This is a genomic window from Pantoea agglomerans NBRC 102470, assembly GCF_001598475.1.
In the GTDB taxonomy this organism is placed as follows: Bacteria; Pseudomonadota; Gammaproteobacteria; order Enterobacterales; family Enterobacteriaceae; genus Pantoea; species Pantoea agglomerans.
The window spans coordinates 104,675-119,722 of sequence record NZ_BCZA01000008.1; the positions used below are offsets into that span (position 1 = coordinate 104,675).

General features: G+C 54.5%; 16 protein-coding genes and 1 pseudogene. 10 read left to right on the top strand and 7 right to left on the bottom strand.

What is annotated here, in order from left to right; genetic code table 11:
* Positions 1-7: 7 nt before the first annotated feature.
* From cdiI to PAG01S_RS16820, 4 genes and pseudogenes are all read left to right on the top strand, one after another.
* Positions 8-379, top strand: coding sequence for a ribonuclease toxin immunity protein CdiI (gene cdiI, locus PAG01S_RS16810; RefSeq protein ID WP_323169304.1), 372 nt, complete (start codon positions 8-10; stop codon positions 377-379).
* Positions 380-556: 177 nt separating this feature from the next.
* A pseudogene (locus PAG01S_RS22780) lies at positions 557-679 on the top strand (DNA primase); the annotation flags it as partial.
* Between the two features lie 62 nt (positions 680-741).
* Positions 742-1,596: a VENN motif pre-toxin domain-containing protein gene (locus PAG01S_RS22665; protein WP_062759438.1), complete on the top strand. Its 855-nt coding sequence runs from the start codon at positions 742-744 to the stop codon at positions 1,594-1,596.
* Positions 1,593-1,814 carry a hypothetical protein gene (locus tag PAG01S_RS16820; protein WP_062759439.1) on the top strand — a complete coding sequence of 74 codons (222 nt, stop codon included), beginning with the start codon at positions 1,593-1,595 and terminating at the stop codon, positions 1,812-1,814. The genes PAG01S_RS22665 and PAG01S_RS16820 overlap by 4 nt, the downstream gene beginning before the upstream one ends.
* 42 nt (positions 1,815-1,856) lie before the next feature.
* On the opposite strand, the gene PAG01S_RS16825 is transcribed toward PAG01S_RS16820, so the two are convergent.
* Positions 1,857-2,072 (bottom strand): SymE family type I addiction module toxin, encoded by a 216-nt coding sequence (locus PAG01S_RS16825; protein ID WP_062759440.1) that lies wholly within the window; start codon positions 2,070-2,072, stop codon positions 1,857-1,859.
* 370 nt (positions 2,073-2,442) lie between these two features.
* On the opposite strand from PAG01S_RS16825, the gene PAG01S_RS16830 reads away from it, so the two are divergent.
* From PAG01S_RS16830 to PAG01S_RS21910, 3 genes are all read left to right on the top strand, one after another.
* The gene (locus tag PAG01S_RS16830) at positions 2,443-2,727 is read left to right on the top strand and encodes a hypothetical protein (protein ID WP_062759460.1); all 285 of its coding nucleotides are present in this window, start codon (positions 2,443-2,445) and stop codon (positions 2,725-2,727) included.
* Positions 2,724-3,023 (top strand): type II toxin-antitoxin system RelE/ParE family toxin, encoded by a 300-nt coding sequence (locus tag PAG01S_RS21905; protein ID WP_010257487.1) that lies wholly within the window; start codon positions 2,724-2,726, stop codon positions 3,021-3,023. The genes PAG01S_RS16830 and PAG01S_RS21905 overlap by 4 nt, the downstream gene beginning before the upstream one ends.
* Before the next feature lie 570 nt (positions 3,024-3,593).
* Complete coding sequence (locus PAG01S_RS21910) at positions 3,594-4,175, top strand: hypothetical protein (protein ID WP_073970692.1); 582 nt, start codon at positions 3,594-3,596, stop codon at positions 4,173-4,175.
* Positions 4,176-4,415: 240 nt separating this feature from the next.
* Here PAG01S_RS21910 and PAG01S_RS16840 read toward each other — a convergent pair whose 3' ends face one another.
* Genes PAG01S_RS16840 through fdnG form a run of 5 tightly spaced genes read right to left on the bottom strand, consistent with a single transcriptional unit; the run spans position 4,416 to position 10,575 of the window.
* Positions 4,416-5,027, bottom strand: a complete 612-nt coding sequence (locus tag PAG01S_RS16840) for a glutathione S-transferase (protein WP_010257484.1) — start codon at positions 5,025-5,027, stop codon at positions 4,416-4,418.
* A gap of 21 nt (positions 5,028-5,048) precedes the next feature.
* A complete protein-coding gene (fdhE, locus tag PAG01S_RS16845; protein WP_010257482.1) occupies positions 5,049-5,972 on the bottom strand; it encodes a formate dehydrogenase accessory protein FdhE in 924 nt (307 codons plus the stop codon).
* Positions 5,972-6,613: a formate dehydrogenase cytochrome b556 subunit gene (gene fdoI / locus PAG01S_RS16850; protein WP_010257478.1), complete on the bottom strand. Its 642-nt coding sequence runs from the start codon at positions 6,611-6,613 to the stop codon at positions 5,972-5,974. Before fdoI ends, fdhE begins: the two co-directional genes overlap by 1 nt.
* Positions 6,613-7,512, bottom strand: coding sequence for a formate dehydrogenase subunit beta (gene fdxH / locus PAG01S_RS16855; RefSeq protein WP_010257476.1), 900 nt, complete (start codon positions 7,510-7,512; stop codon positions 6,613-6,615). The genes fdoI and fdxH overlap by 1 nt, the downstream gene beginning before the upstream one ends.
* Before the next feature lie 12 nt (positions 7,513-7,524).
* Positions 7,525-10,575, bottom strand: coding sequence for a formate dehydrogenase-N subunit alpha (fdnG, locus tag PAG01S_RS16860; protein WP_073970693.1), 3,051 nt, complete (start codon positions 10,573-10,575; stop codon positions 7,525-7,527).
* A gap of 404 nt (positions 10,576-10,979) precedes the next feature.
* Here fdnG and fdhD point away from each other — a divergent pair, with 404 nt between their 5' ends.
* Positions 10,980-11,804, top strand: coding sequence for a formate dehydrogenase accessory sulfurtransferase FdhD (gene fdhD / locus PAG01S_RS16865; RefSeq protein ID WP_062759441.1), 825 nt, complete (start codon positions 10,980-10,982; stop codon positions 11,802-11,804).
* On the opposite strand, the gene PAG01S_RS16870 is transcribed toward fdhD, so the two are convergent.
* Positions 11,801-12,577 (bottom strand): DeoR/GlpR family DNA-binding transcription regulator, encoded by a 777-nt coding sequence (locus PAG01S_RS16870; RefSeq protein ID WP_045140909.1) that lies wholly within the window; start codon positions 12,575-12,577, stop codon positions 11,801-11,803. The genes fdhD and PAG01S_RS16870 overlap by 4 nt on opposite strands.
* 207 nt (positions 12,578-12,784) lie before the next feature.
* Between PAG01S_RS16870 and PAG01S_RS16875 the strand changes: the two genes are divergently transcribed.
* Positions 12,785-14,125 carry an aspartate aminotransferase family protein gene (locus tag PAG01S_RS16875; RefSeq protein ID WP_022624829.1) on the top strand — a complete coding sequence of 447 codons (1,341 nt, stop codon included), beginning with the start codon at positions 12,785-12,787 and terminating at the stop codon, positions 14,123-14,125.
* A gap of 282 nt (positions 14,126-14,407) precedes the next feature.
* On the top strand, positions 14,408-15,025 hold the full coding sequence (gene sodA, locus PAG01S_RS16880) for a superoxide dismutase [Mn] (protein WP_008926407.1): 618 nt from the start codon (positions 14,408-14,410) through the stop codon (positions 15,023-15,025).
* The last annotated feature ends 23 nt before the right edge of the window (positions 15,026-15,048 follow it).

Genomic DNA, 15,048 nt, shown 5'->3' on the forward strand with positions numbered 1-15,048 from the left:
TGGATAAATGAAAATGGATAAAAAATTATTTGAGATGTCAGATGTTTACTCCGGCCTCAATGAGGTTGTTGTAGGTTATTTCAATATCATGTCATCTGGCAGGAATTTTCTGGAAGTTATCGAACATATTATTGGGCAAGTTGGTTTTAACACTGATGGTGCCTATTGCAATTTTCCCGACATGAACAGCTTCGATGAAAGTGAACATTTTGAGGGTGTGGAGTTTGCTGTAGGTTATCCTCCTTCTGAAGCGGAGACCGTGATTGTCAGTGAAGAAACCTGTTATCGGTATGTTCGACTCGCATGTGAAAGGTATTTAAAACTTCATCCTGAAGATACCGAAAAGGTGAACGGTTTACTAGCTAAGTTACCTGCCTGAGTACAAAAGTCCCGGCCCGGTGGCCGGGCCTTTTTTCGCCTACTGTCTGCCATGCCGTTGCCCGGTCTGTGACCGTTTTTACTCACCAACTGTGGAACAGGGTTTGTTTTGTTGAACCGCCAGGTTGTGGCCGTCCCACAAAACGCCTTCTGAATCATGGGCAGGGCTGCGCCCCGACAGACGCAGGCCATCCATGCGCAGCAGCGCCGGGCGCAGACGCCGGAAAGGCTGCTGGCGTCGAATGAAAAAAGTTACCTGACAACGCTGCACCAAAACGCGCAGCGGCTGCTGCGGCCGCTGTAAAGTGGTTAACCTCGTACGCGGCGGGCAATGCTGCGCTGGCCGGCGCCTCGGGCGCGGTGATGGGCGAGTACATCGCGCAGCAGATGTATCCGGGGGTTAAACGTGAAGACCTGTCTGAGGAGCAGCGGCAGACGATAAGTGCGCTGGGGACGCTGGCGGCGGGCCTAGCGGGCGGCGTGGTTGGTGACAGCACGGCGGATGCGGTGGCGGGGGCGCAGGCGGGAAAAACGTCGCTGGAAAATAACAATCTTATTCTGCCTGCACCAGTGCCTGTACCGGGCGTACCCGTTGGCCCCGGCGATCAGGTCAAAAAGGATGCGGATAAGCAGATAGCTTCCGGCCTGGACGGTGCGCTGAAAGATATTGGTGAAGCCATTGATAAAGCCACACAGTGTTCATTCGGACGGGCCTGTTCTGAAGATACTGGCGACAGCAGCGCAAATCAGCCTAATATTGGAAAGGATCTGACCGATGCAGAGAAGGCTGAACTGGGTGGATCCGGATCGGGAGCGCCGGGCGGCTGGGAACCGCAGGATGAAGAGAATGCGCGGAATAACGCTTCATCTAAAAGTACTGATAAGATCGGTGAATGGTCTCTTGATGAATTATCAGATGGGGCGAAACATGTTGACCCAGCATCGAAAAAAGGAGATTTGACTCTTACAGGAAGAGCTTTACAAAAACATGGAAGTCGTCCGGGAGGTTGTTTCCCTTCTGCTAAAGGCAATCCATGTTCAATAAATGAGCAGGGTCAGCAAATAGTAGACAATATTTTGAACGATCCGAATAAGACTATTATCCAAAGTAATGCAGGACGTTATGGGAAAGTAACCGATATTTTCTCGTCCAATGGTCAGGGGCTGCGATATGACGCTCAAGGAAAACTTATAGGCTTTTTGGAACCACCAAAATGACAAACAAACTTCATGCTAAAATAGCGAGCTTGCCGGATAGAGAAAATGTAGTTTATGAAATCTATTTAGGTACAGATCAAGTCGCTGAGGTATCTAATGAACCAGATACAGGAATGCGTATAGAAATATTTAATTGTCAGCATGCCAACGGTTGGGGTTTTGATTTTAACGAATTTTATCTTTTGGTTGAGCAGGCAAAGAAAAATATATCAGCATGAAGAAATCCCGGCCAATCGAGCCGGGATCTTCTTACCCGCCGATCACTCCTTAGCCAGCCGGATAAGCAGCTCTCCCTGCTCACAAATCACCTCAACCTTCTTCCCCGTTTCAAACCCCAGATCCCCCATCCAGTGGCCCCGCAGCGTGATCGACGGTGATGGCTGGTGCTTAATATGATCCCGGATATACCCCACGGTATAACGCCTTGATTTAGTTGTGGGTGTGGTGGTGCCTGGCTTATGATGTGTCTCAGCCATAATCAACTCCTTGATAGTTGCTTGTGGTCAGCGACTGAAACGGGGGCCAACCCGTTTCAGCTCGCGCTAAAAATCTCTCGTTACGTTCTTCCTTTTCTGTTTTCTCCTGTTCAAATATACACCGCCCGCTTTGTAAACTCGCTGAAAGCTAAGTAATAAACTGCGAGTCGTCTCTGAAAAACGGATTGTTTTTTCCGTTTACTATTTCGTTTACATCCTCTTCTCAATACTCTCTTCAGCATCTGCAGCCGGCCATTTTTTTATATGGGTATGGCGATTTCCGGCATCGCATAAGAGTGAAATGATGATGACAGGGAAAAGGATGAAAGGCATGATGACACCACAAATGACACCACGCGAGAGTCAGGTTATGAGTACTATCCACTTCAGGATTGATGAGGACGTTAAACGGCTGGCGATGCGGGCAGCAGAGCGCCAGAAGATGACGCTGACAGAGGTTATGCGTCAGCGAGCGGAAGAGCTGGCTGCTGAAGAGCGGCAATATCAGGATGGCCAACATGATGCATGGCTGGAAGAGCAGATAGTGACGGCATTCAGTCGTTATGATGCCGGTGATAGCGAGTTCATCAGTAACGATGAAATGAATGCCCGCATGGAAGAACTGAAAGCGCAGGCCGCGCGGGGAACGTTGTGATATCAGCCGTTCAATGGGAAAAACAGGCGCAGGCAGACAGGGAGACGATATTTCGTTATCTGTATCGTGAGGCTGGCCTGCTGGTAGCCAGTGCAACAGACGATAAGTTTACCCGTATGGCCAGTCTGCTTAGCGAAAACCCGCGGGCCGGAACAAAAGTCGGCACAGAAAAACAATATAAACTGGTGGTGCCACGCTTTCCGTTCATCATCGTCTATGTTGCCGAAACAGATGGCGTTCGCATCCTGCGGGTACTTCATACATCCCGGAAAATATCAGGCCGCTATCAAAGATAGTTAGCCTGTTCATCCAGCATCAGATTGTCAGGCATAAGGACGTCGTCAGACAGAACGGCACGCTTCAGAGCTGAATTAGACAATTAGCCCCCAAACCGCACCTTTTAATTTTTCACCTGCCATCTACAGCACACCATCACGCCGCAGGCGGCGTCGTCCTTGCAAAGCTTTCACGCTGAAACAGTGTTTCCGCCAGACGGTGTCGGTGAAGGGGCTGACGGGTAAGAACCTGGCGCAGGTGGTAAGCGATACGGATGCAGTTTGCTTGGCAACGCAGATAAATAAGCTGACGGAAGACTATTCGGAAGTACAGGCGATAGGGGCGCGTTGCTGGGTACGGTAACCTCTTATGCTTCTTGCAACTCGGCGCTGACAGGCGTACCGGACGGTATCAGTGACGAAGTATAATAAAAATACGCTCTAAAACCTATAGTCAACTAGCAAAGTGAAAGTGAGTTTTCGCTAATTCCATTAGCAAATTAAATTGTTTGAAAGTATATTTATGAGAAGATAGCTCACTAACAACCAGAAGTTAAAATAAGTTTTAGTGTTATATAAGGAAAGATTAAAATGCATGGAAGCCGTTTTGTTTCTGGCTATGAAAAAGGCAATGTTAAACGCTATTTATTACTCTCCGTTTTTTTCATCATATTCGCAGCATGGCTATGGTATCTGATGTGGTCAACTGGCGTCGCAAGTCGTGTTGTATTAATGAAGAGTGTTCCCGAGTGGACAACATACATTACTGTTGCATCAATAGTAGGTCTTGTTTTTTCGGGGCGAGTTGTTTATTTTAGACCAGTTGGTGAATCAGCTATCTATGTACTGAAAGCTTTTGGATGTGGCTTTTCTATTGGTCTTATATGCATTCTAAATTGTTACAGTGTCTATGTTTATATCGCTCCTGGTAACATTGTTCAGTATGAGTCTGAATATGAGGTTACGTTTCCAGGTCCGGCAGTTGGGAAATATAGCCATTGTGAAGCTGGCTTGTGGATTAAAGATGCTCACACAAAAAGATGGCTTCAACTTTGTACAAATCGTACGAATTTATACAATGACAGGAAGCAAGGTATGACTAAAGTATGGGTGACGGCTCATACTAATAAAATAGGGTCTTACATTATAAATTATAAGTTCACTTATGATTAGTTTTAAAACAACTATACGCATTATTATTATTTTTATAAATCCGGGTTAACTGAGTGATAGTTAAAATTTCCGAGCGGAAAGTCCAGAGGCAGGAACGAAGATAATCCAGTAAAATTAATATTCGTGGGCTTTTACTGATCTATAGCCTGGCTCCAGATTTCTGCTGCTCTTAATGAAGTCATTACCTTGATATGGAGCCAGACACCATTGTCCTTCTTAATGGTTCTGGCTCAGCACCCATCACGCTGCAGGCGGCGTTGTCCGCGCAAAGCTCTCGCGCTGAAACAGCGTTTCCGCCAGCTTCACCAGCGCCGGTCGTTCAACACACCAGTTCGGCACTACGCGGCGGAAATTGAGGTAGCCGATCATGCAACCGGTGGCGATATCCGCCAGATTGAGCTGGCCGTTGTTAAGCCATTTCCCCTCTGCCGCCTTCGCTTCCAGCATGTCGAGGCTGCGCTGAATCTTTTCACGATTGCGCAGCAGCACCTCTTCCGACTGCAAATCCCCCGGACGCATCTGCTCGCGCACGATCACCAGCGCGGCATCGCTGACGCCATCCGCCAGCTTCTCCAGCTGACGGATGTTAAGCGATTCAAGCGGATCGGCAGGCAGCAGAGCAGGCTCCACGCCACGCAGTTCCAGAAACTCTGCAATGATGCTGGAATCGAACCAGATTTGCTTATCGTCAGCGACCAGCGCCGGAACTTTGCCCAGCGGATTGTAGTGCGGCACGTGGCTGTCATCGCTGTAAGGCGATGCGTTAACGAATTCAAAAGTAATGCCTTTTTCCAGCATGATAATCGAAATCTTACGCACAAACGGGCTGGTATAGCTGCCAATCAGTTTCATCGGGTTCTCCAGAGTCAGTGACTATTCGCCAGGAAACATAAAGGGATTGAGACTGCTGCGTGCGAAGCCTTCCTGCTCCATTCTGGCATCCAGTATCAGCGATGCCAGGTCATCTGCTACCGGTTCAATGGCCGGATCTTTCTCCTGATAGAGCATCTTCAGGTAAGTGCCGCAGTCGCCACAGCTCTCTGCTTTCACCGCCGCCCGTTCGCTGTCGATCGACCAGTAGTGCAGATCACGGGACTGTTCGCACTGGGTACATTTGCTGCGCACCACATGCCATTCACTTTCGCACAGATTACAGTGCAGATAGCGCGCGCCTTCATGACTGCCCATATGCACCACGCTGGCGACCGGCATACTGGCGCAGACCGGACAGAACTGACGCTGATCGCCCATCTCAGCGCGTGCTTTGCCTGGGATCAGGGCCGCCATCTGCGCCCAGTAGAGCGAAAGCGCCGCCCAGATAAAGGGTGCTTTGTCGCTGCTGACCAGCGCATACTCGCCGGTAAAGAGCGCGCTGGCCAGCGTCTCCAGCTCGGTAGCGGACGCCTTCTCCAGATTCTCCAGCACCGCCAGTGCCTGACCGCTCATCTCTGGCTTCAGCTCGGCAATCAGTGAATGCAGCAGTCGCTGCCAGTGGGGATCGCGCGGCAGGGTATGAATATTCAGCGGCGGCTTACCCTCGCTGGCGCTCTGCGTCAGGCGGGCATGCAGGTCGATGTGCAGCGGATGGTCATACAGCACAATCTCCTGCGCTTCAGCGATCACCGCCGCAAAGCGCAGGTAGTCGCCGAGTGGGTTTTTCGCCGCCAGGTCACGCAGTCGCGCAGCACGACGGCTGTATAAATTTTTCAGCCGTGGAAAAAGTAACGGCGGAATCATCTCCGCCGTTGTCTTTTCGCCTTTCTCCAGCTGATCTTGCGGGATTATGCGAATACTCATCAGGGGCGTTTTTCCTGTTTTATTGGCGGATTACGCTGCTCGCGATACCAGCGAGGATGGTGCTGCCTGGCCCATTCGGCGCTGACCCAGCCTTCTACCATCGCGGTCAGTGTGCCTTTGACCCACAACGCAGCATAAATGTGCACCATAATGACGATGATCAGCGCCACCGCTGACACCGAATGTACCACCAACGCCAGACGAATCAGCGGAATGGCGAAGGCATCGGCAAAGTAAGGTCGCCAGATCACGATGCCACTGGCAAGCAGCAACACTAAGCTGATAATAGCAGCCCAGAACACACACTTCTGACCAAAGTTATATTTACCGGTATCACCCACCTCTTCATTCAGCGCAATCCGGTGAATGTTTCTGGCCCAGTAAAGGTCATCGCGATTAATCAGGTTGTGTTTCCAGTAACGCAAAAACATCAGCATAAAAGCAACGAACATCACCACGCCGACAAAAGGATGCAGAATACGCGCCAGCTGTGGTGTGCCAAATATCTGCATCAGCCAGTTGAACGACGGAAAGAAAAACCCTAATCCGCTTAACGCGGCCATGACAAAGCAAATCGCGACAATCCAGTGATTGATGCGTTCGGGTGCGCGGTAACGCACCAGATGATCGGGCTTTTTCATTATTTGCGCTCCTCAGGGTGATCGTCGTTGTCGTCGTGCTCTTCAGTGACGCGATTCGGGCCAACGCCAACATAGTGAAAAATAGAGGCGGCGAACGTAGCGGCAAAACCCACCGCCGCCAGCGGTTTCCAGATCCCCTTCCAGAAGGTCACCGTCGGGCTGATGCCCGGGTTAGCAGGCAGCCCGTGATAGAGCTGAGGCTTATCGGCATGATGCAGCACATACATCACGTGGGTGCCGCCCACGCCTTCCGGGTTGTAGAGGCCAGCCTGCGCAAACCCGCGCGACTTCAGCTCCGCCACGCGTTCCTCCGCCAGCGTCAGCATGTCGCTTTTGCTGCCGAAATGAATGGCGCCGGTCGGACAGGTCTTCACACAGGCAGGCTCCTGGCCGACGCTGACGCGATCCACGCACAGGGTGCATTTGTAGGCGCGGTTATCCTCTTTGTTGAGCCGCGGCACGTTGAACGGGCAACCCGCAATGCAGTAGCCGCAGCCGATACACTGCTCAGACTGGAAATCGACGATGCCGTTGGCGTACTGAATAATGGCACCTGCCGACGGACAGGCTTTCAGGCAGCCGGGATCGGCGCAGTGCATGCAGCCATCTTTGCGAATCAGCCAGGCCAGCTTGCCATTCTCTTCAACTTCCGAGAAGCGCATCACCGTCCAGGATTTGGCGGTCAAATCGGTAGGGTTGTCATAGACCCCGATGTTATGACCGACTTCATCGCGGATGTCGTTCCATTCGGAGCAGGCGACCTGACAGCCTTTGCAGCCAATACAGGTGGTGACGTCAATGAGCTTCGCAACTTCACGCTGGTGATCGCGCGCCTGTGGCGGTGGGGTAAAGCCGTTGGTCGCTGAGCGACGGATAATATCTTGTGATTGATAAGCCATTGTCATCTACCGTTACGCTTTTTCCACTTTCACTAAAAATCCCTTGTACTCCGGGGTCTGCGAGTTGGCATCGCCAACCGACGGCGTCAGCGTATTGGCGAGGAAGCCTTTACGCGTGGTGCCTTCAAAGCCCCAGTGACAGGGAATACCCACGGTATCAACCGGCTTGCCGTCAATCATCAGACGCTGCAGACGACGTGTTACCACCGCTTTGGCTTTGATATAGCCACGGCGCGACGAGACCTTGACGCTGTCTCCGGCCTTGATGCCTTTCTCCTCTGCCAGTTCGGTGCCGATTTCAACAAACTGCTCCGGCTGCGCAATCGCGTTCAGCAGGGCATGTTTGGTCCAGTGGCGGAACAGTTCGGTGATGGAATAGGTGGTGGCGACGCAGGGATAGTCAGCGGCCTCGCCCAGTTGCGCGGCGTCGCTGCTGAACAGTCGAACGACCGGACTATGACGCTGCTGCGGATTCATAGGATTGTCGGCGAGCGGGCTTTCCATCGGTTCGTAATGTTCCGGGAAGGGGCCGTCGGCCATCTTATCGAGCGCAAACAGGTGGCCAAGACCATCGGGCTGCATGATAAACGGACCGGCCTGCTGCTGCGGCGACAGCGTTACCGGATAATCCGGCACGTCAATGCCGTGCCAGCGAGTGCCATCCCACTCAATCAGGCGGCGATTCGGATCCCAGGCTTTACCCTGCGCATCCGCGGAGGCGCGGTTGTAGAGAATGCGGCGGTTAGCCGGCCACGCCCAGGCCCAGCCGGAGACCGCGCCCAGCCCCGATGGGTCGGCGTTGTCGCGTCGTGCCATCTGGTTGCCTTCCGGCGTCCAGCTGCCGCTGTAGATCCAGCAGGCGCTGGCGGTGGTGCCGTCGTTACGCAGCTCTGAGAAGCCGTTGAGCTGCTGGCCTTTTTTCAGCAACAGCTTGCCGCTGGCGTCGTAAATGTCGGCCAGCGCCTGACCGTTGTTCTCCTGCGCCACCTCTTCCGGCTCAGGATTAGACGGATCGCGGTAGTCCCAGCGCATTGCCATCAGCGGTTCAGGGTTTGCTCCGCCTTCCAGGCGATAGAGCGCGCGCAGACGCATGAACAGATTGCCGAGGATTTTACCGTCGTGCAGCGCTTCAGCGGGCGGCTCCGCAGCCGCCCAGTGCCACTGCAGCCAGCGTGACGAGTTGGCCACCGATCCTGACTCTTCAGCGAAGCAGGAAGAGGGCAGACGGAACACTTCGGTCTGGATTTTCGACGGATCGACATCGTTGAACTCGTCGTGATGCTGCCAGAAGCTGGCGGTTTCGGTGCGAAGCGGATCGATCACCACCATATATTTGAGGCGGGACAGTGCCCGGACCGCTTTATTTTTGTCCGGGAAGGCGGCCAGCAGGTTGAAGCCCTGAATCAGGCAACCATTGAGCGCGCCCTGTTCCATCATCTCCGCCTGCGCCATGCAGTCGTAGCTCTTATCCCACTTCGGCAGCCAGTCGTAGCCCCACTGGTTTTCTGCGGTGGCTTTATCGCCATAGAAACTCTTCATCAGGCTGACGAAAAATTTGTCGGTGTTCTGCCAGTAGTTGACCTGATCCGGCAGTGCCGCAACCGGTGTGGCCTGCTGCAGGTAGGTTGCCAGGGTCGTCATCTTCTCGGAGGGCAGTGGCAGATAGCCCGGCAGACTCTGCGCCAGCAGGCCGAGATCGGTGTAGCCCTGCACGTTGGAGTGGCCGCGCAGCGCGTTAATACCGCCGCCTGGCATCCCGATATTACCCAGCAGCAGCTGAATCATCGCCGCCGTGCGGATAATCTGCGAACCGTTGGTGTGGTGAGTCCAGCCCAGCGCATAGAGAATAGTCGCGGTGCGATTCGGCACACAGGTTGAGGCCAGCTGCCTGCACACCGCAATAAAGGATTCCTGCGAGGTCCCGCACAGGCGCGTCACCATTTCCGGGGTGTAACGGCTGGCATGGGTTTTCAGCAGGTTCAGCACGCAGCGTGGGTGAGTGAAGCTCTCATCGCGTTTCGCATGGCCGTTTTCATCCAGCTCATAGTGCCAGCTCTGACGATCGTACTGACGGGTTTCAGCATCGTAACCGCTGAACAAACCGTCGCTGAAGCTGAAGCCTTCGCTGACAATCAGGGCAGCATTGGTGAAGGCGCGAACATACTCCTGCTGAATCTGATTGTGTTGCAGCAGATAGTTGATCACCCCCATCAGGAAAACCACATCGCTGCCGGCACGCAGTGGCGCGTAGAGATCGGCGACCGCCGCAGAGCGGTTAAAGCGTGGATCGACCACGATGACCTGCGCATTGTTATGGGTTTTGGCTTCAATCACCCATTTAAAGCCAACCGGATGCGCCTCGGCGGGGTTGCCGCCCATGATCATCACCACATTGGCGTTTTTGATGTCGTTCCAGTTATTGGTCATTGCACCACGACCAAAGCTGGGGGCCAGCGCGGCCACGGTCGGGCCGTGACACAGGCGCGCCTGGTTTTCCAGCGCCAGAATACCCAGCGAGCGGGCAAATTTCTGATCGAGCAGCCCGGTTTCATTACTGGCGGCGGAAGAGCAGAGCATGGAGGTGGTCGGCCAGCGGTTTACCGTCACGCCAGCGGCGTTGGTGGCCTGGAAATTGGCATCGCGATCCTGCTTCATCAGGCGGGCAATGCGGTCAAATGCCTCATCCCAGCTGATGCGCTGCCATTTATCCGAGCCTGGCGCGCGGTATTCCGGGTATTTCAGGCGCTGTTCACTGTGAATAAAGTCGAGCACGCCCGCGCCTTTGGGGCAGAGCGATCCACGACTGACCGGATGGTCAGGATCGCCTTCAATATGGTAAATCGAGGCGCGGGCATTTTTAGCGCCATCACCCAGGCTGTAAATCAGCATGCCGCAGCCGACTGAGCAGTAGGTGCAGTTATTACGTGTCTCTCTGGCGCGAATGAGTTTGAACTCTCTGACGCTGGCTAAGGCTGTGGTGGGGGCAAAACCGAGTAACGCCGCGCTGGTGCCCGCCAACCCGCCAGCACAGATTTTGAAAAAACTCCGTCTGTTAATTTGCATTTTATCGTTCTTCTTTATTGGCTCCATTGCGAAGCCTTGCAAAATAGCAGCCCTATCTGCCTGTAAGTTGACCAGGGTCAACAGGTTAGTCATTAGTAATTCTTTTTCTAAATTTTGTTAAAAATCCTCGGCAACCAATCCCCGGCGCAAGCAGATTTCCTTTAGCGGCAGATAATTACTGTTGTTTTATGCTTACCGATGTTAAAGCCTGAAAGATACCCATTCTCATTCTGCCCGCCAGCAGGCGTGGCTGCGCCTTTCCCGATGAGAAAACCGCATGAATTGCCCCGCTGTTTATTTGCGCCGCACCGGGTCAGAGGGCAAAATTAGTCTGCGTCTGATCCCCGCTGTGCAGCCGCACTGACTGTCGCATTTCATTATTTATTAACAACAGGTCGTACTTTTTGAAAGCTATCCAGCCTGACTCAGGCGAAGATTTAACAATTCAGGCCGGCGTCAGCAGAACGCAGGTATGGCAACGTGCCGATTTGACCGCAGCAGAGTCTGACTGGCTGGCGGACGAGGTGCCGGTGGCGCTGGTTTACAACGGCATCTCTCACGTGGTGATGATGACCACGCCCAAAGATCTGGAGGCGTTTGCGCTGGGTTTTTCGCTGTCAGAGGGCATTATCGACGCGCCAGGCGACATTTTCGGCATGGACATCGTGCCGGGCTGTCACGGCATTGAGGTTCAGATTGAGCTTTCCAGCCGCCGTTTTATGGCGCTGAAAGAGCAGCGTCGTGCGCTGGCAGGCCGTACTGGTTGCGGCGTATGCGGTGTTGAACAGCTGGACCAGATTGGCAAGCCGCTCTCTCCGTTGCCGTTTACCCAGACCTTTGCGCTGGAGCAACTGGATCGGGCGCTGGGCCAGCTGAAAGCGTATCAGCCGGTCGGACAGAAAACCGGCTGCACCCATGCTGCCGCGTGGATCCAGCCCGATGGTCAGCTGGCCGGTGGCTGCGAAGATGTGGGGCGCCATGTGGCACTGGATAAGCTGCTGGGCTATCGCAGCCAGGCTGAGTGGGGGCCAGGCGCGGTGCTGGTCTCCAGCCGTGCCAGCTATGAAATGGTGCAGAAGTCTGCCATGTGCGGGGTTGAGATCCTGTTCGCAGTCTCGGCAGCGACCCGCCTGGCGGTTGAGGTGGCTGAGCGCTGCAATCTGACGCTGGTCGGATTCAGTAAACCTGGGCGCGCTACGGTTTACAGCCATCCTCAGCGACTGCGTTAAACCACCATCACCTCTGGCAGCGTCTGCTGCAACGCCTCAAGGGCGGCACTGTTGTCGCCGCTACTATCCGTAATCAGCAGGTTGATCGCCGGTGACGGCGCGTAAACCGTGCGGCTGACTACCCCCAGTTTGGTGTGATCGGCCAGCAGATAGCAGGAAGTGGATTGCTGCACCATCGCCCTGGCGATGGCCGCTTCGTGCGGATGAAAACTGCTGGCACCACAACCCGCCTCAATGCCAACCGGCGACAGCAGCGCCACATCGGCGCGATAGCGGATAATCTCACCCACGGTAATTTCGCCGCGCGTCTGTTGTGCGCCCGCCGACATCGTCCCGCCCAGCAAAATAATCTGATTATTCAGCGGCTGATCTTCTTCTCCGGCGCTCAGCGCCAGCGCGGCCTGCAGGCTGTTGGTCACAATCGTCAGGCCGGAAAGGGCGTGCAACTCCTCTGCCAGCAGCGTGGTGGTGCTGCCCGCATCCAGAAACAGCGTCTGTCCGGGCTGCAGCAACTGCGCAGCGGCGCGGGCGATGGCGCGCTTCTCCCGGGTCTGGGTACTGCGGCGTTCCGTCAGCGGCGGTTCAGCCCGCGTTTCAATCGCCACCAGCCCGCCGTGAACGCGGCGTGCCAGACCCAGCGCTTCCAGCTCAATGATATCGCGGCGCGCGGTTTCGCGTGAGACCCCCAGCTCCCTGATAATGCGCTCGGTACTCACCTGGTTAAGCCGGGTCAGTAAGGCACGGATGCGATGAAGGCGCGTTTCCTGCAGCATAGAGGTTTCCTTTTAAAGCGCGAAGATCACGGATGATACGCCAGTGAAGCGAAAGATTCCGTCTGAATCAGGGAGCAAGCTTAGCGTGGCGATCTGCCTGCGTCATGTGTATTTTATTGCATTTGTGTATTTTGTTGCATTTTAGATTCAGGCAGGCATGATAAAGGCGTCAGCTCTTCCTCCTTCATCCTTGTAACGGGAGTCATTATGGCCACGCGTTCCACTATTATGGATACCAACAGTTTCCGCGCCGAACATGCCGATGCGCTCGACAGCGAGACGCGCAAACTGACCGATAAACGCAGCAAAGTGCTTGGCGAATCTTATCGCCTGTTCTATCGCAAACCGGTGCATCTGGTGCGGGGTGAAGGGCAATATCTGTGGGATGCGGCGGGCGATAAATATCTCGACGTCTACAACAACGTGGCGAGCATCGGGCACTGTCATCCGGCCGTGACTGAGGCGGTGACGCAGCAGATGAAAATGCTGAATACCCACACCCGTTACCTGCATGAAAATATTCTGGACTACAGCGAAGCGCTGCTGGCGACCACGCCTGAGGCGATCGATCGCGCGATGTATATGTGCACCGGATCGGAAGCTAACGACCTGGCGATTCGCGTGGCGCGCGCCTTTAGCGGCGGCAGTGGGATTATTGTCAGTAAAGAGGCCTATCACGGCACCAGTGAGCTGACATCCGGCGCTTCTCCGGCGCTGGGCAGTGGACAGCCGCTGGCGCCCACCACGCGGCTGGTGATGCCACCGGATGCGTATCGTGTGGACGCGCCTGACCTGGGCGACTGGTTCGCTGACCAGATTCAGCAGCAGATTGATGATATGGCGGCGCACGGCATTAAATTTGCCGGTTTCCTGGCGGACTCAATCTTCTCCTCAGACGGCGTGTTGCCCGATCCGCGCGGCTTCCTGAAAAAAGCGGTCGAGGTGGTGCATGCCAACGGCGGCATCTTTATTGCCGATGAAGTGCAGCCTGGTTTTGGCCGTACCGGCGACGCGTTCTGGGGCTTTGGCCGCCACGATGTGGTGCCTGACATCATTACCACCGGCAAGCCAATGGGCAACGGCATTCCGGTTTCCGGCCTGCTGGCAAAAAGTGAAGTGCTGGCCGCCTTCAGCGACTCAATTCCCTACTTCAATACCTTTGGTGGTAATCCGGTCGCGATGGCGGCGGCGCAGGCGGTACTGAAAGTGATCACCGAAGAGGGGTTACAGGAACACAGCCGCGTGGTCGGCGCGAAGCTGCTGGCGGAGCTACGAACCCTGATGGATCGCTATGAGTGCGTGGGGGATGTGCGCGGTGCCGGACTGTTTATCGGTTTTGAGCTGGTCACCGATCGTCACAGCAAAACGCCGGACAAAACGCTGGCGCTGGATTTAATCGAGAAGCTGCGTGAACATCGCGTGCTGACCTCGGTCGCCGGCCCGTATGGGAATGTGCTGAAACTGCGTCCGCCACTGGCGTTCCAGGAAGGGGATATCGACTGGCTGGTCGGCGCGCTCGACAGCGGGCTGCGCGAACTGGGCAGGTAACGCGCAGGGCAGGGCAGATGCGGCGTTCGGGCGGGATGAGTGCCTGCTGGTGGTGCTGGCAGAGTGCTTCGCTCTCCCTGTCTGATAAAGCTGAAAAGGCGGAGTCAGCAGCAGCATGCTGTAAAAACAACGGGTTGCTTTTGCCAGATTTCTCAAATCCTTATGGTTAATAGGGCATTGATTACCCTTTTACGCTACATGAATTTAACTATAATGATTCGACTGCTTACGCGGCACGTCCCGAATTCGTCGTGCTGCTCAAACTAAATGGAGAGGAAGAACATGAGTTATTCACTGCCATCCCTGCCTTACGCATACGACGCACTGGAACCGCATTTCGACAAGCAGACGATGGAAATCCATCACACCAAACATCACCAGACCTACGTGAACAACGCTAACGCGGCGCTGGAAGGCACTGAATTTGCCAATCTGCCGGTAGAAGAGCTGATCACCAAACTGGATCAGCTGCCAGCAGACAAAAAAGGCCCACTGCGTAATAACGCAGGCGGCCACGCTAACCACAGCCTGTTCTGGAAAGGCCTGAAAACCGGCACCACGCTGCAGGGCGACCTGAAAGCGGCTATCGAGAAAGATTTCGGTAGCGTGGAAAAATTCCAGGAAGAGTTCGAGAAAGCGGCTGCGACCCGTTTCGGCTCAGGCTGGGCGTGGCTGGTTAAAAAAGGCGACAAACTGGCTGTGGTATCTACCGCAAACCAGGACAACCCGCTGATGGGTGAAGCGGTTGCTGGCGTTTCTGGCTTCCCAATCATCGGTCTGGACGTGTGGGAACACGCCTACTACCTGAAGTATCAGAACAAACGTCCTGACTACATCAAAGCATTCTGGAACGTGGTCAACTGGGACGAAGCAGCAGCCCGTTTCGCAGCTGCCCAGTAAGTTAACCCAGTGTTAACGTGATA

Bases quoted from the DNA above. Each gene is read 5' to 3' on its own strand.
- cdiI (WP_323169304.1), top strand. From the start codon at position 8: ATGAAAATGGATAAAAAATTATTTGAGATGTCAGATGTTTACTCCGGC.
- PAG01S_RS22665 (WP_062759438.1), top strand. From the start codon at position 742: ATGGGCGAGTACATCGCGCAGCAGATGTATCCGGGGGTTAAACGTGAA.
- PAG01S_RS16820 (WP_062759439.1), top strand. From the start codon at position 1,593: ATGACAAACAAACTTCATGCTAAAATAGCGAGCTTGCCGGATAGAGAA.
- PAG01S_RS16825 (WP_062759440.1), bottom strand. From the start codon at position 2,072: ATGGCTGAGACACATCATAAGCCAGGCACCACCACACCCACAACTAAA.
- PAG01S_RS16830 (WP_062759460.1), top strand. From the start codon at position 2,443: ATGAGTACTATCCACTTCAGGATTGATGAGGACGTTAAACGGCTGGCG.
- PAG01S_RS21910 (WP_073970692.1), top strand. From the start codon at position 3,594: ATGCATGGAAGCCGTTTTGTTTCTGGCTATGAAAAAGGCAATGTTAAA.
- PAG01S_RS16840 (WP_010257484.1), bottom strand. From the start codon at position 5,027: ATGAAACTGATTGGCAGCTATACCAGCCCGTTTGTGCGTAAGATTTCG.
- fdhE (WP_010257482.1), bottom strand. From the start codon at position 5,972: ATGAGTATTCGCATAATCCCGCAAGATCAGCTGGAGAAAGGCGAAAAG.
- fdoI (WP_010257478.1), bottom strand. From the start codon at position 6,613: ATGAAAAAGCCCGATCATCTGGTGCGTTACCGCGCACCCGAACGCATC.
- fdxH (WP_010257476.1), bottom strand. From the start codon at position 7,512: ATGGCTTATCAATCACAAGATATTATCCGTCGCTCAGCGACCAACGGC.
- fdnG (WP_073970693.1), bottom strand. From the start codon at position 10,575: ATGCAAATTAACAGACGGAGTTTTTTCAAAATCTGTGCTGGCGGGTTG.
- PAG01S_RS16870 (WP_045140909.1), bottom strand. From the start codon at position 12,577: ATGCTGCAGGAAACGCGCCTTCATCGCATCCGTGCCTTACTGACCCGG.
- PAG01S_RS16875 (WP_022624829.1), top strand. From the start codon at position 12,785: ATGGCCACGCGTTCCACTATTATGGATACCAACAGTTTCCGCGCCGAA.
- sodA (WP_008926407.1), top strand. From the start codon at position 14,408: ATGAGTTATTCACTGCCATCCCTGCCTTACGCATACGACGCACTGGAA.